The sequence below is a fragment of the Nocardia transvalensis NBRC 15921 genome (assembly GCF_000308875.1).
In the GTDB taxonomy this organism is placed as follows: Bacteria; Actinomycetota; Actinomycetes; order Mycobacteriales; family Mycobacteriaceae; genus Nocardia; species Nocardia transvalensis.
In genome coordinates this window covers 20512-35828 of the sequence record NZ_BAGL01000088.1, presented here as the reverse complement: position 1 = coordinate 35828, position 15317 = coordinate 20512, and the positions used below count along the sequence as shown (strand labels likewise).

Below are 15317 nucleotides of genomic sequence, written 5' to 3'. Positions count from 1 at the left end.
TACCGACCTTGACCAGGACTGTTTCCATGCTGCTCGCCGCGATGGCGGGTGCCTCGGCCGCGCTTCTGGCCGTCACCTCGCCGGCCGTGGCCAATCCGAATGCGATCAATCCGATACCGGTACTCAATGGCACCAACGGCCTGCCGCAGTTGCCCGGCCGGTCGCGGGCGGTATTTCAATTGACGGGTATGGCCTCGCCGAACAACACCGAGAACTACAACGTGCTCGGCACCGATCTGGGCATCATGTGGGACAACGGGAACGGCGAGATGCTCACCGCCTTCGGCGATACCGCCGGGGTGGGCCTGCCGAATCTGCTGGCCGGCAGTACCTGGGCGTGGCGCAGCAACATCCTGGTGCGCAGCCACACCCAGGATCCGTCGGGCGGCATCTATTTCGACAGCGTGGTGCGGGACGTCTTCGGCCAGGCCCGGGACCTGATCCCCAGCCCGAAGATCCCGTTCATCGAGATCAGCCGCATCCCGACCGCGGGGATCGCCGTGAACGGCGTGCAGTACATGAGCCTGATGTCGGTGCAGAGCTGGGACGAGGTGGGGCAGTGGACCACCAACTTCTCGGGACTGGCCGCCTCGGCCGACAACGGTGAGACGTGGGCGGACCTGGGCTTCACGCGGCGGCCCAACGAGGGCGGCAACGCGAAGTTCCAGATGAACGCCTTCACGAAATCGGACGGCTGGGTCTTCGAATACGGCACGCCGTCGGGACGCGACCACTCGGCCTATGTGGCGCGGGTGCGGGAGAACGACATCCAGAACCTCGGCGAGTACGAGTACTGGGACGGCGAACGCTGGGTCAAGGGCGACGTGAACGCCGCCGCCCCGATCGCCGGCGGTGTCGGCGAGTTGTCGGTGATGTGGAATCAGTACCTCGGCCAGTACGTCATGCTGACCACCGACCCGTGGAATTCGGTGGTGATGCGCAAGGCGCCGTCACCGGAGGGTCCGTGGAGCGATCCCGAGGTCCTGATCGACACCCGCGAACTCCCCACCGCCTACGCGCCCGCGATCTTCCCGTACCAGACCGGTCGCGACCTCTATTTCCTCACCACGGTCCACAGCCAGTACAACGTGGTCCTGATGCGCACCACGCTGTAGTCCGCTCCCCGGCGACGGCACCATAGACTCGGTTCCATGGAGGCGGCCGACTGGGACGCGCGGTATGCGCAGAGCGAATTGGTGTGGGGCGCACCGCCGAACGGCACCGTGGTCGAGCATGTGTTCGGGCTGGAGCGGCGGACGCCGTTGCTTCCGGACGCGCCCGGTGCGGAGCCGCCCGCCCTGCCGCGGGCGCTCGATCTGGGCTGTGGCGAGGGGCGCAACGCCCTGTGGCTGGCCACGCACGGCTGGGAGGTCCGGGCGGTGGACTTCTCGCAGGTCGGCATCGATAAGGGGCGGACGGTCGCGTCGCGGCTGTCGCGGTCGGTGCGTGGCCGCGTCACCTGGCAGTGCGCCGACGTCACCGATCCGGACGCGGCGGGCATCACCGGCCCGTTCGAGCTGATCCTGCTGGCCTACCTGCATCTGCCCGCCGAGCAGCGCCGCGGCCTGCTGCAGCGGCTGGCCGACATGCTCTCGCCCGGCGGCACGCTGCTCGTCCTCGGCCACGACTCCACCAACATCACCGAGGGGCACGGCGGGCCGCAGGACCCGTCGATCCTGTTCACGCCGAACGACATCATGGCCGACCTGGCCGAGGGCGTCGACCACATCCGCATCCGCGTCGCCGACCGCATCCTCCGGCCCACGGAGGCGGGCGATGCCATAGACGCCCTGGTCGTCGCGACGAGAACCGTCCCCGACCTGGAACAGCAGGCGGTGGAAGCCGGGCCCGCCGACTCACCCCTTGGCTGACCAGCGGCGCAACCACGGTTCGACAGTCTCCGTGATGAGGTCGAAGCCGCCGCGGAACGAATGGGGCTGGTTGGGGACGACGGTGACCTGGGCGGCGTCGGCGGCGTCCGGGATGCCGAACGGGTCGCGGGCGCCGTTGATCACCAGGACGTCGATCGGCCGCGCGGCCAGCAGCTCGTCGCGGCGGGTCTTCTCCGGCTTACCCGGTGGGTGCAGCGGGAATGACAGGGCCACAACGCCTTTCACGCGCGCCTGGACCGCGGTGCGGCAGGCGACCCGGGCGCCGTTGCTGCGCCCGCCCTGGATCAGCGGAACCCCGCGCACCCGCTTGCGCAGCGCGGCCACGACCTCGAGCCACGCCGCGTCCTGCACGGTCGCCGAGCCGGGCGCCCGGCGCCCCGCGACCCGGTAGGGCTGTACGACGCGGGCCACGGCCCCGCCGAGATCCACCGCGCGGTCCCGGACGGCGAGGAGATCCTTCGCGTCGACCCCGCCGCCCGAACCGTGTGTGAGCAACAGCAGAAACGCCGCCCCACGCGGCCGGTCGAGTTCGATCTCCGCAGGTCCCGCACTGGTTTCGAGGCGCACGCCTCACGGTAACTCGCCTCGCGGCGCGCGTCCGGGCGCACCGCCGTAACCGCACCGCACTGTTCATCGCGTCACATCGGTTGCGCATTCCTTGGAAACTTGCATTACCCGTCGGTAATATACGGTGTAAGTTACCCGCGAGTAGCAGGCTGACGGCTACCCGATGGAGACAACGGGCGGGAACGGCACAACCGGACCGCACCTAACCTCAACGGAGAGAAAAATGGGTCACTACAAGAGCAACGTCCGCGACCTGGAGTTCAACCTCTTCGAGGTCCTGGGCCTCGGTTCCATTCTGGACGGCGGGTCGTTCGGCGACCTGGACACCGACACCGTCAAGGAGATGATCAGCGAGGTTCGCCGCCTCGCCGAGGGTCCGCTGGCCGAGTCGTTCGCCGACGCCGACCGCAACCCGCCGGTCTTCGACCCGGAGACGCACACCGTGTCGCTCCCCGAGTCGTTCAAGAAGAGCTACCGGACCCTGCAGGAGGGCGGCTGGGACTCCTACGCCGTCGCCGAGGAGCTGGGCGGCATCAAGGTTCCGCGCGCCGCCTACTGGGCGATCGGCGAGCTGGTGCTGGGCGCCAACCCGGCCGCGTTCATGTACGCCGCGGGCCCGGGCTTCGCCAACATCTTCTTCAACAACGCCACCGAGGAGCAGAAGGGCTGGGCCAAGATCGCCGTCGAGAACGGCTGGGGCTCGACCATGGTCCTCACCGAGCCCGACGCCGGTTCGGATGTCGGCGCGGGCCGCACCAAGGCGGTTCAGCAGGAGGACGGCTCCTGGCACATCGAGGGCGTGAAGCGGTTCATCACCTCGGCCGATGCCGACGATCTGTTCCCGAACATCATGCATCTGGTGCTGGCTCGCCCCGAGGGCGCCGGGCCGGGCACCAAGGGCCTGTCGCTGTTCTTCGTGCCGAAGTTCCACTTCGACCACGAAACCGGTGAGCTGGGCGAGCGCAACGGCGTGTTCGTCACCAACGTCGAGCACAAGATGGGCCTGAAGGTCTCGGCCACCTGTGAGGTCACCTTCGGTGGCCACGGCGTCCCGGCCAAGGGCTGGCTCGTCGGTGAGGTGCACAACGGCATCGCGCAGATGTTCGAGGTCATCGAGCACGCTCGGATGATGGTCGGCACCAAGGCCATCGCCACCCTGTCGACCGGGTACCTGAACGCGCTGGACTACGCCAAGCAGCGTGTCCAGGGCGCGGACCTGACCAAGATGACCGACAAGGCGGCGCCGCGCGTCACCATCACCCACCATCCCGACGTACGCCGGAGCCTGGCGATGCAGAAGGCGTATGCGGAGGGGTTGCGCGCGGTGTACCTGTACACCGCGGCGCATCAGGACGCCGTTGTCGCCGAGCAGGTTTCGGGTGCGGACGCCGATCTGGCCGCGCGCGTGAACGATCTGCTGCTGCCGATCGTGAAGGGCGTCGGCTCGGAGCGGGCCTACCAGTACCTGACCGAGTCGCTGCAGACGTTCGGTGGTTCGGGCTTCCTGCAGGACTACCCGATCGAGCAGTACATCCGCGACGCGAAGATCGACTCGCTCTACGAGGGCACCACCGCGATCCAGGCGCAGGACTTCTTCTTCCGCAAGATCGCGCGTGACCGTGGTGTGGCGCTGGCGCACGTGGCCGGGCAGATCCAGAAGTTCATCGAGCGCGAGGGCGGCAACGGCCGGCTCAAGGCCGAGCGCAAGCTGCTGGCCACCGCGCTGGAGGACGTGCAGGGCATGGCCGCGACCCTCACCGGGCACCTGATGGGTGCGCAGGAGAACCCGGACGAGCTGTACAAGGTCGGTCTCGGGTCGGTGCGGTTCCTGCTGTCGGTCGGCGATCTGCTGATCGGCTGGCAGCTGCTGCAGCAGGCCGAGGTCGCGATCAAGGCCCTCGACAACGGGTCGACCGAGCCGTTCTACCAGGGCAAGGTGGCCACCGCGCAGTTCTTCGCGCGTAACGTGCTGCCCGAACTGACCGCGACGCGCGCGGTGCTGTCCAACCTGGACAACGACATCATGGAGCTCGACGAGGCGGCGTTCTGATCGCACGTCCGCGCTGAGCGCCGGAAAATAAGGCCCCGCAACCGGATTCGCACCGGCTGCGGGGCCTTGTTTTCGTAACGATTCACAGCTGTGACAGCGATGTGATCTATGTTGCCGTGGACACGCCTCACATCGATCACGCGGAACGGGCACAATACCTTCGGCGTGACCTGAAACCGGAAGGGGAACGGAAGCATGAATCGACTGACCGCACTCGCGGGAGCTTGCGCGGCGGTCGCGCTGCTGACCCTGTCGGCCTCGCCGGCGGGAGCCGACCCCAACAACATCAATCCGATCCCGGGGCTCAACGGTGTCAACGGGCTGCCCCATCTCGGCGGCGCCACCCAGGCCGTGTACCAGATGACGGGCATGGCCTCACCGAACCGCACCCAGGACAACAACGTGCTCGGCGCGGATCTGGGCATCATGTGGGACGACGGCCGCGGTCAGATGATGACCGCCTACGGCGACACCGCCGGCCTGGGTATGCCGAACCTGCTCGCGGGCAGCGTGTGGGCGTGGCGGTCCAATGTGCTGTTCCGCAGCCCCGCGGGCGCCGATCCGGCGGGCGGCATCCGCTATACGAGCTTCGTCGACAACCCCCTGCCCAGCCCGAAGATCCCGGGCATCGAGATCAGCTTCATCCCGACCGCCGGCATCTCGGTGGGCGGCGTGCAGTACATGAACATGATGTCGGTGCGGGAGTGGGGCGCGAACGGCCACTGGGACACCAACTTCTCGACGATGGCCGTCTCCGGTGACGGCGGGCAGACGTGGGCGCAGCTGCCCACCACCCGTCGCGCGGACGAGGGCGGCTTCCACAACTTCCAGCAGGCGGCGTACCTCAAGGCCGACGGTTACGTCTACCGCTACGGCACCCCGGCCGGGCGTGAGAACGACGGCTTCGTCTCGCGCGTCAAGGAGGCCGATATCGCCAATATCGACGCCTACGAGTACTGGGACGGCGGCGCCTGGAAGCTGAACGACGTCAACGCGGCCAAGCCCATCGTGGGCGACGTCGGCGAGCTGTCGGTCATGTGGAACCAGTATCTGGGCCAGTACGTCATGATGACCACCGACCGGAACAACTCGGTCGTGATGCGCACCGCGCCTTCGCCCGAGGGGCCGTGGAGCCCGGCGCGCGTCCTCATCGACACCCGCGAGCTGCCCACCGCGTACGCGCCGATGATCTACCCGTACCAGACCGGCAGCGACCTGTACTACCTGGTGACCATGCACAACCAGTACAACGTCGTGCTCATGCGGACGCCGCTGTAACCATCGGGCGTGCGGTTGCCGCGGCCCGCGGCGGGGTCATTAGGCTCTTCGGCGTGCTGCTATCCGATCGCGACATACGTGCCGAACTGGCCACGGGACGGCTCGCGCTGGAGCCGTTCGACGAGAAGCTGGTCCAGCCGTCGAGTATCGATGTGCGCCTGGATCGGATGTTCCGGGTGTTCAACAACACGCGGTACACCCACATCGACCCCGCCCAGCGGCAGGACGAGCTGACCAGCCTGGTCGAGCCCGGCGACGACGAGCCCTTCGTCCTGCATCCGGGCGAGTTCGTCCTCGGCTCCACCCTCGAGGTGTGCACGCTGCCCGACGACCTGGCGGGGCGCCTCGAGGGCAAGTCCAGCCTCGGCCGCCTCGGCCTGCTGACCCACTCCACGGCCGGATTCATCGACCCCGGCTTCAGCGGCCACATCACCCTGGAACTGTCCAACGTCGCCAACCTCCCGATCACGCTGTGGCCCGGCATGAAGATCGGCCAGCTGTGCCTGTTCCGCCTCTCCAGTCCGGCGGAGAACCCCTACGGCAGCAGCGCCGCGGGCTCGAAGTACCAAGGTCAGCGCGGCCCCACCCCCTCCCGCGCCTACCTGAACTTCGTTCAGCCGACCCGCCCCTGACCCCGCACACGGCGAACGCCGCAGTCGGCCGTCGGTACCGGCCGAGTGCGGCGTTCGCGCGTGTGGTCTGTGCTACCGCCCCTCATGGTCCGGCAGCACATGCCCGCCCGACTTGTCCGTCGACAACGCCAGCGAGCTGATGTATTGGATTTCGCCTTCCGGGCCCGGGATCGCGGAGGCGATCATGTCCGGGCGTTCGAAGTCCAGGCCCGTGACCGCGCAGGGGAGGGTTTCGCCGGAGGGGTTGCCGTGTTCGTCGAACATCGGGAGGTCGATTCCGTCGTCGGTGCGGCGGAGGTAGTACTTGCCCTTGGTGGCCAGGGCCGTGAGCGGGGTGGCGACGAAGGCGATGACCACGGCGACGATGGGCGAGTACGGCTTCAGGGTCTCGCCGAGGACGCCGAAGAAGGTCATGATCGACAGGACCGCGGACAGGCCGAAACCGACCAGGCCCACCGGGTTCACGTTGTAGAGCATGCCGCGGCGGAATTCCGGCTGTTTGGGGGAGATCTTCAGCAGGTATTTGTTGATCGCGATATCCGTTGCGACGGTGACGATCCAGGCGATACCGCAGTTGGCGTAGAAGCCGAGGATGTCGTTGAGGAAGTCGAACATATTGGCTTCCATCAGGATCAGCGCGATCGCCAGGTTCAGGCCCAGGAATACCAGCCGGCCCGGGTAGGTCTTGGTGACGCGGGTGAACGAGTTCGTCCACGCCAGCGAGCCCGAATACGCGTTGGTCACATTGATTTTGATCTGGCTGATGACCACCAGCACCACCGCGAGCGTCATTGCCAGCCAGGACGGCACCATATCCTTGTAGATCTCCAGGAACTGATGCACCGGCTGATTCGCGATGCCCTGCGCGCCGGGCAGATTCGCGATCAGATAGACCGCCAGGAATAGGCCGACCGCCTGCTTGATCGCGCCGAAGATCACCCAGCCGGGCCCGGCCAGCAGCATCCAGCCCCACCACCGGCGCGCGTTCTCCGGCGTCTTCGGCGGCATGAAGCGCAGATAGTCGATCTGCTCGGCGATCTGGGCGATCAGTGACAGACACACCCCGGCGGCCAGCAGCGCGCCGGTGATACTCACGCCGGCCCCGTCCTTACCGCCGTATTCGAAGAACGCGCCGACCGAATCCGGATGCCGCACAACGAGGAACAGGAACGGCAGCACCATCAGCAGCAGCCACAGCGGCGTCGTCCAGACCTGCAGTTTGGCCAGCGTATTCATGCCGTAGATCACCAGCGGGAAGATGATCAGCGTCGACGCCAGATAACCGAGCCACAGCGGGATGTGCAGGCCCAGTTCCAATCCCTGCGCCATGATCGAACCCTCGGTCGCGAAGAAGATGAACGTGAACGAGGCGAATACCAGATTGGTGACCACCGACCCGTAGTAGCCGAAGCCGCTGCCGCGGGTGATCAGGTCCAGGTCGATGTTGTAGCGCGCGGCGTAATAGGCGAGCGGGAACCCGGTCAGCATGATGAGGACGGCGAAGATGCCGATCCCGAGCAGGGCGTTACCGGTCCCGTTGGCGATGCCGATATTGGCGCCGATGGAGAAATCCGCCAGATAGGCGATACCGCCGAGCGCGGAGACGCCGACCACCGCCGGGCTCCATTTGCGGTAGCTGCGCGGCGCGAAGCGCAGCGTGTAATCCTCCAGCGTTTCCTTCGTCGCCGCGACGGAGTTCGCCGGGCGGGTATCTACGTCGACCACAAGTACTCCTCAATCCGGCTCGTTAGAGCAGGCTCGAAGACTGAGGGTCGTGGGTGAATGTAGAGTCGGCTTTTCGTCGCCGTTACGGACCCGTTACGTCACATCATGGGATGAGAAGCCGAGCTTCTGATCAGCAACTCTCGGTGAACGCCTTCAGATACCCCGCCGACTGGTAGGCGAAGTTGTACGCCCAGCGCGGGAGCGAGATGTGCGGCCGCGCGTCCGCCAGCAGGATGTCGCCGTCCCAGCACTTCCCGAGGATGTACCGCGCCCGCGAGATGTGCGGCGTCCACGTCACCACGATCACCCGATGCCAGCCGCCGGCCCGGGCCCGCGCCGCGAGTTCGCGCCCTTCGCCGAGGGTCGTGCGCGGCCGCGGATCGAAGCATTCGACCCGGAAGCTGTAGCCACCGTGACAGATCCGGTTCATCAGCGGGCTGTGCTCGTAGGGATCGGAGAACACCACCACCGGCGCGTATCCGTCGCGGGCCAGGCGCAGCCCCAATTCCTCGCGCCCATCGTGCGCCCCGCCCAGCACCAGAATCGCATCCGCTCGCGCGGGCTCGTCCACCTCCGGCCGCACATACACCGGCCACAACGCCACCACGAGTACGGCGACGACCACCCCCAGCACGCCCACCACCCGGCCCCACCGCACCCGCCGATGCTATCCCCACCACCGTGGTCGCCCCTCGCAAAGCCAGCTGAGCTGGGGGTTTCCTCGTGTACATCAATTGTTGCCCGGGGACTCGCCCAGATGTGGGGGTGCGGCCAACCGTGGCGCTTACCAATCGATCATGCGTCTCACGGTTTTCGGGACTGGATATCTGGGAGCCACCCATGCCGCGTGCATGGCGGAGCTCGGGCACGAGGTAGTGGGGGTCGATGTCGACCCCGGTAAGGTCGCGAAGCTGTCCGACGGTGTGGTGCCGTTCTACGAGCCCGGGCTCGAGGATGTGCTGCGCCGCAATCTGGACGCCGGGCGTCTCCGGTTCACCACGTCCTACGAGGAGGCGGCCGCGCACGCCGACGCGCATTTCCTCGGTGTGGGGACGCCGCAGAAGAAGGGCGAATACGCCGCCGATCTGAAATACGTCCATGCCGTGGTGGATTCGCTGGCGCCGATGCTGGAACGCCCCGCGGTGATCATCGGCAAGTCCACCGTCCCGGTCGGCACCGCCGTGGAACTGGGCCGCCGCGCCCGGGCCGCCGCGTCCGTCGACGTCGAGGTGGCGTGGAACCCCGAATTCCTGCGCGAGGGCTTCGCCGTGCGGGACACGCTGCGCCCGGACCGCCTGGTGCTCGGCGTGGACCGCGACCGCGAGAACTCCTCGTGGGTCGAGGAACTCGTGCGCGAGATCTACGACGACCTGCTCGTCGCCGAGGTGCCGTTCCTGCTGACCGACCTGGCCACCGCGGAACTCGTCAAGGTCTCCGCGAACGCCTTTCTGGCCACGAAGATCTCGTTCATCAACGCGGTCTCCGAGGTCTGCGAGGCCACCGGGGCCGACGTCACCGTCCTGGCCGACGCGCTCGGCTACGACGCCCGCATCGGCCGCCGATTTCTCAACGCGGGACTGGGTTTCGGCGGCGGCTGCCTGCCCAAGGACATTCGCGCCTTCATGGCCCGCGCGGGCGAACTGGGCGCCGACCACGCCCTGGCCTTCCTCCGCGAGGTCGACAACATCAACATGCGCCGCCGCGCGAAGGTGGTCGATATGGCGGCCCGCGCGTGCGGCGGCTCGCTGCTCGGCGCGAACGTCGCGGTGCTGGGCGCGGCCTTCAAACCGGAGTCCGACGACGTGCGCGACTCGCCCGCGCTGAACGTGGCCGGCATGATCCAGCTGAACGGCGCGGTCGTGACCGTGTACGACCCGAAGGCACTGGAGAATTCGCGCAAGGTCTTCCCGACCCTGAACTACGCCACCTCCGTCACCGAGGCGTGCGATCGCGCGGACGTGGTGCTCGTGCTCACCGAATGGGCCGAATTCACCGCCCTGCGCCCGCGGGATCTGGACCCCGTGGTGCGCGGACGGTCCATCATCGACGGGCGCAACTGTCTCGAACGCGCCAGCTGGCGCGACGCCGGATGGGTGTACGCGGGCCTCGGCACGTCGTAGGGTGGCGAACAGGTACAGTGACCCACACCGCGCGACATGAGCGATGGGCCGGAGGAGGCAGTCTACGCAACCACGAAGGCCCCGCTGACGCGGCAATATACTCGGTATGAGCGATGGGCTCGGAGGCAAGTTGTGCCTACCGCAGAGGGCCCGTGCACGCCACAATGAGCAGAGTGTGAAGCGCGCCGACCATCCGTGTTCCGAGGATCGGGGTGAGGTGAAACGAGATGGGCAGCAGATGAGTTCGGTACTGGGAGTCTCGGTGGGGGCGGGCGCCGTTCGCGTCGCGTGGCCGCATGCCGGGAATTCCGCCGACCATTTCGCGCCCGATCGTTTCGATCTGCAGACCGTGCCCGTGGGCGACCAGCGTATGGAGGATGTGGCCGCCGAGACGGTCGCCGGCGTGCTCGCCGCCGATCCCGATGTCGCGGCCATCGCCGTCACCTACCGCTCCGAACAGTACGCCAAATCCGTGCGCGCGGCGCTGGCCCGCCGCCAGCTCACCAACTACGAGCTGGTCCCGGAAGTCGTGGCGGCCGTGGAGTTTCTGCAGGCCTCGGGGGAACTGTCGGGCCTGCGCACCATCGCCCTGTACGACCTCGGCAGCGCCGGGTTGTCGGTGAGCGTCGTCGACGTCGCCAGCCGCCAGGTCCGCTACAGCGAGCGCACCAGCGATATCAGCGGCGACTATCTGGATTCACTGATCCGCGAACAGCAGATCGCCTCGGGGCGGATCGCCCATCCGGCCGATCCCGACGGCCTGGCCGCGCTGGACGAGCTGTGCCGGCAGGCGAAGGAGCAGCTGTCGGCGACCACCGCCGTGGCGCTGCCGTCCGAGCACGGCCTGGTACTGCTCTCGCAGGAGAACTTCGAGGCGCTGATCATGCTGGCCGTCGAGTCGTCGGCGCGGATGGCCCGCGATGTCATCATGCGCTCCGAGCAGGGCGTCCAGGCGGTGGTGGTGATCGGCGGCTGCGCCCGGATACCCATGGTGGCACGGGTTCTGGAGCGCTGGCTGAGTATGCCGGTCACGGTGCCCGCGCAGCCGGATTCGGTGGTGGTGCGCGGCGCGGCGCTGCTGGCCCGGCCCACCCGCACGGCCGCGCCGCCGGTGTCGTTCGAGGCCAAGACCGAGCAGCTGGCCATCGTCCGGCCGGAGGACACCGCGGCCAAGGGCAGGCGCGGCCTGTTCCGCGGCCGCGAGTCGGCGCGCGGTCCGGTGCGTGACCTGGCGCTCGGGCGCCGGCGCGAGCTGAGCGTGGCGGGAATCGCGGCGGGCGCCCTCGTGGTCGTCGCCGCCCTCGGGCTCGGCCTCGGCTGGGGCCCGCAAGTGCTGCAAGGGGATTCGCACAGCAACTCCGCCCCGAGTTCGGCCACCACGAGCGCCCCGCGCCCGGCGGCCCTCGAACCCTCGATCGCCCCGCCCCCGAGCGACACCACCAACGCCTCGATCGCCGCACCCCCGCCGGTACGCCAACAGGCGCCCACCACCGAAGCGGACGCACCCCCGCCCGGCCCCAACACCATCATGGTCCCGGGCCTCCCCCCGATCGTCGTCCCGACGATCCCCCCACTCCTCCCACAATTCCCCCCACCCGGCCAGCCACCCCGCCGCTGAGTTTTTCGTCGGCGCCGCTGTTCCCCAGCGCCGGGGCAGCGCTCGGCGGCCGAGCCGTTCACTTGCCGCCGAGCCATCGGCGCGTGGGCTCTCATTCCCGGTTCACGCACCCTTTGCGTGTTCTCGCACCCTTTCCAGCGTTATGGAGAGGGTGCGGGAGTGTGCAAAGGGTGCGGAAGTGGGCGGTCAGTAGGGGCCGGGGCGGTGGCCGTAGTCGGGGTCGTCTGTCGGGCGGGGGCGGTTGGGGTTCGAGTGGCGGGGGGAGTAGGGCGGGTCGGTGTGGGGTGGGTAGGTGCGGCGGGGGCCGTCTGCCGGAGGGCGGGTGGGGAGGCCCTCGGGTGGGGTGGCGTCGTCTTCGAAGGCGTCGAAGGATTTGATCGGGGCGGAGGTCGGGGCAGCTCGGCGGCGGGGGCGGTTCGCGGCCGGGCGGGCGGGGCGGCCGGTGTCGTTCGCCGAACGGCGTTGGCTCGCTGGGGGATTCGCGCCCTTCGAATGGCGGGAGCGGCGGGCGGCGGGTGCGGGGGCGGGGCGGTGGCCGAACGGGCGGGCGAGCAGGACCGCGATGACCGTGGTCAGGGGGACCGAGAGGGCCAGGCAGATGCCGCCGACCGCGGAGCGGCTGATCTCGATCGCGACCGCGTCGCCGGTCAGGACGTCGCGGAACGAGCGGCCCGCCACCGAGAACAGCAGCAGCAGCGGCAGCGCGCCGCCCGCGTAGGCGAGGACCAGCGTGTACACCGTGCTGGCGATGTGGTCGCGGCCCACGCGCATGGCCGCGGCGAAGATCTCGCGGCGCGAGGCCTGCTCGTCGAGGGCGGCCAGCTCGAACGCCGCCGACGCCTGGGTGATGGTGACGTCGTTGAGCACACCGAGCGAGCCGATGATGAATCCGGCCAGCAGCAACCCGGTGATGCTCACATGCTGGAGATAGGTGGCGACGTTGGCGTTCTGCTCCTCCGACAACCCGGTGAGATGGGTGACCTCCAGCGTCACCCACGACAGCACCGCCGCCAGCACCATCGCGCTCAGCGTCCCCAGCAGGGCCGAACTGGTCCGCAGGTTGACGCCGTGTGCGAGATAGAGCACCGCGTAGAGAATCAGCGCTCCCGACACCAGGGCGACCGGGACGGCCGGTTTGCCGTCGAGCATCGCCGGCAGCAGGAACACCACGAGCACACCGAACGCGAATCCGAGACCGAGCACGGCCCGCAATCCGCGCCAGCGCGCCACGGCCACGATCACCACGACGAAGACCAGCGCGATGACGGTCAACGGCAGGCCGCGCGCGTAGTCGTCGAACGAGTAGATCGTGGTGCCGCCCGGATCGTTCTGCCGGACGATCCGGAGGTCGTCACCGACGCGCAGGTCCGGTTGGCCTGGACCGGGCGCGATCTCGAACAGCGTGTGCTTGCCCTCGTCCGGTCCGGAGGTGATGGCCACCAGGCTGCGCTGGCAGTTGTATCCGGTGTTGCGCGGCGCGTTCGGGGTGTCGTCGAAGACGCGTCCGTTGGACAGGCTGCCGCAGGGGCCGAGGTCCTGCGAGGTCACGGTGCCGGCCTCGGTGTGCACCGCCCCGCCGCCGCCGTTCTGCATCGGCAGCGGGATGTCCACGTGCTGATTGCTGGGCCACAGCCAGACGGTGCCGATCAGCACGAGCACGCCGATGCCGGTCAGTAGCCCGACCACGACCCGCGCCGCGGTGGCGCCGATCGCGATCGGCCCGGAATGGTCGTGGTGGTGATGATGGTGGTCGCTCACCCGATCCCTGCCTGTCCGCTCGTATACCTGACCGCTGCGAGCCTAATTGGTATCGATTGTCGACATCGTCAGGGCGGGCGCCCCGCGGGGGCTCGGCCGCGGCGTATCGGAAACCGTACCGGCACAGGCGAATTCACGGGGCTTGCGAAGTAAGGAAGTGGGAGGGGCGGCGGAGAGCAGGGGGATGTCTCCGCCGCCCGGGGGATCCGACAGCCCAGGGGGGTAGGCGGTCGAACCCAGGGCCGAGCGGCCCAGGGGGGTAGGCGGCTCGGCCGGGGCACTCTCAGTGCCGAGGACCACTGTACACAAACGGCCGATCTTTGCGCTAGCTAAGTCTTTAAAACCGCATAGTTTTCGTACTCACGGTCTGTTTTTGCGGGGGTTGAAAGGCACAGCGTTCCTACTGGCGATAACTGGCCAGGAAGTTGCCGAAGCGTTCGATCGCCACCGCCAGATCGCGGGCCCACGGCAGGGTCACGATGCGCAGGTGGTCGTGCTGCGGCCAGTTGAATCCCGTGCCCTGCACCATCAGGATCTTCTCCTGGAGCAGCAGATCCAGGATCAGCTTGGAGTCGTCGTGGATCTCGTGCACCTCGGGATCCAACCGCGGGAACGCGTAGAGCGCGCCCTTCGGCTTGACGCAGGAAACACCCGGGATCATGTTCAGCTTCTCCCAGGCCACGTCCCGCTGCTCGAGCAGCCGGCCGCCGGGCAGGATCAGATCCTCGATGCTCTGATGCCCGCCCAGGGCGACCTGGATCGCGTGCTGCGCGGGCACATTCGGGCACAGGCGCGAGGACGCCAGCAGGTCGATGCCCTCCAGGAAGCCGGCGGCGTGCTCCTTGGGCCCGGTGATCACCAGCCAGCCCGAGCGATAACCGGCCACCCGGTACGCCTTGGAGAGGCCGTTGAAGGTCAGGGTCAGCAAGTCGGGCGCCAGCGTGGCCAGCGAGATGTGCTTGGAATCGTCGTAGAGGATCTTGTCGTAGATCTCGTCGGCGAGCAGGAGCAGCTGATGCTTGCGCGCCAGGTCGACGAGCTGCTGCAACACCTCCGCCGAATACACCGCGCCGGTCGGGTTGTTCGGGTTGATCACCAGCAGCGCCTTGGTGCGGTCGGTGATCTTCGACGCGATATCGGCGATATCGGGCTGCCAGCCGTTGGATTCGTCGCACAGGTAGTGCACCGGGGTGCCGCCGGCGAGGCTGGTCATCGCCGTCCACAGCGGGTAGTCCGGGGCGGGGATCAGCACCTCGTCGCCGTTGTTGAGCAGCGCCTGCATGGTAATGGTGATCAGCTCGGAGACGCCGTTGCCCAGGTAGACGTCGTCGACGTCGAACTCCGGGAACCCGGGCACCAGCTCGTAGCGCGTGAAGATCGCGCGCCGGGCGGGCAGGATGCCCTTCGACTCCGAGTACCCCTGCGCATGCGGCAGCGCGGCGATGATGTCGCGCATGATGACGTCGGGCGCCTCGAACCCGAACGGCGCCGGGTTGCCGATATTGAGTTTGAGGATGCGGTGCCCCTCGTTCTCCAGCCGCGACGCGTGTGCGTGTACGGGACCCCGGATCTCGTAGACGACGTTCTGGAGTTTGGTGGACTGCTCCAGAGCGCGCGGCGGCCGATGGGGTGACTGGCTGGTAGGGCTCACCTGTCCAATGGTGCCATTGCGCCGGT

11 protein-coding genes and 1 pseudogene are annotated in these 15317 nt (G+C 68.1%); 7 read left to right on the top strand and 5 right to left on the bottom strand.

Annotation, left to right across the window (positions count from 1 at the left end; genetic code table 11):
- Positions 1-8: 8 nt before the first annotated feature.
- Positions 9-1115: a glycoside hydrolase family 183 protein gene (locus tag ON41_RS30275; RefSeq protein WP_040751502.1), complete on the top strand. Its 1107-nt coding sequence runs from the start codon at positions 9-11 to the stop codon at positions 1113-1115.
- A gap of 36 nt (positions 1116-1151) precedes the next feature.
- Positions 1152-1871 (top strand): class I SAM-dependent methyltransferase, encoded by a 720-nt coding sequence (locus ON41_RS30270; protein WP_051162816.1) that lies wholly within the window; start codon positions 1152-1154, stop codon positions 1869-1871.
- On the opposite strand, the gene ON41_RS30265 is transcribed toward ON41_RS30270, so the two are convergent.
- On the bottom strand, positions 1857-2459 hold the full coding sequence (locus tag ON41_RS30265) for an alpha/beta hydrolase family protein (RefSeq protein ID WP_040751501.1): 603 nt from the start codon (positions 2457-2459) through the stop codon (positions 1857-1859). The two genes, ON41_RS30270 and ON41_RS30265, sit on opposite strands and share 15 nt — an antisense overlap.
- 223 nt (positions 2460-2682) lie before the next feature.
- Here ON41_RS30265 and ON41_RS30260 point away from each other — a divergent pair, with 223 nt between their 5' ends.
- From ON41_RS30260 to dcd, 3 genes are all read left to right on the top strand, one after another.
- Positions 2683-4509: an acyl-CoA dehydrogenase gene (locus tag ON41_RS30260; RefSeq protein ID WP_040751500.1), complete on the top strand. Its 1827-nt coding sequence runs from the start codon at positions 2683-2685 to the stop codon at positions 4507-4509.
- Between the two features lie 195 nt (positions 4510-4704).
- Complete coding sequence (locus ON41_RS30255; protein WP_040751499.1) at positions 4705-5787, top strand: glycoside hydrolase family 183 protein; 1083 nt, start codon at positions 4705-4707, stop codon at positions 5785-5787.
- Positions 5788-5840: 53 nt separating this feature from the next.
- Positions 5841-6419: a dCTP deaminase gene (gene dcd, locus ON41_RS30250; protein ID WP_040751497.1), complete on the top strand. Its 579-nt coding sequence runs from the start codon at positions 5841-5843 to the stop codon at positions 6417-6419.
- Between the two features lie 72 nt (positions 6420-6491).
- Here dcd and ON41_RS30245 read toward each other — a convergent pair whose 3' ends face one another.
- Together ON41_RS30245 and ON41_RS30240 are read right to left on the bottom strand one after the other, a co-directional pair.
- Entirely contained in the window at positions 6492-8144 is a 1653-nt protein-coding gene (locus ON41_RS30245; RefSeq protein WP_040751495.1) for a purine-cytosine permease family protein, read from the bottom strand.
- A 130-nt stretch (positions 8145-8274) separates the two neighbouring features.
- Positions 8275-8802 (bottom strand): YdcF family protein, encoded by a 528-nt coding sequence (locus ON41_RS30240; RefSeq protein WP_040751494.1) that lies wholly within the window; start codon positions 8800-8802, stop codon positions 8275-8277.
- Positions 8803-8941: 139 nt separating this feature from the next.
- Here ON41_RS30240 and ON41_RS30235 point away from each other — a divergent pair, with 139 nt between their 5' ends.
- Positions 8942-10264: a UDP-glucose dehydrogenase family protein gene (locus ON41_RS30235; RefSeq protein WP_040751493.1), complete on the top strand. Its 1323-nt coding sequence runs from the start codon at positions 8942-8944 to the stop codon at positions 10262-10264.
- A gap of 238 nt (positions 10265-10502) precedes the next feature.
- Positions 10503-11882, top strand: coding sequence for a DUF7159 family protein (locus ON41_RS30230; RefSeq protein WP_040751491.1), 1380 nt, complete (start codon positions 10503-10505; stop codon positions 11880-11882).
- Positions 11883-12368: 486 nt separating this feature from the next.
- On the opposite strand, the pseudogene ON41_RS30225 reads toward ON41_RS30230, so the two are convergent.
- Both ON41_RS30225 and ON41_RS30220 read right to left on the bottom strand, forming a co-directional pair.
- Positions 12369-13640 (bottom strand): annotated as a pseudogene (locus tag ON41_RS30225) (YibE/F family protein); the annotation flags it as partial.
- A gap of 400 nt (positions 13641-14040) precedes the next feature.
- The gene (locus tag ON41_RS30220; RefSeq protein WP_051162812.1) at positions 14041-15300 is read right to left on the bottom strand and encodes a pyridoxal phosphate-dependent aminotransferase; all 1260 of its coding nucleotides are present in this window, start codon (positions 15298-15300) and stop codon (positions 14041-14043) included.
- Positions 15301-15317: the final 17 nt, after the last annotated feature.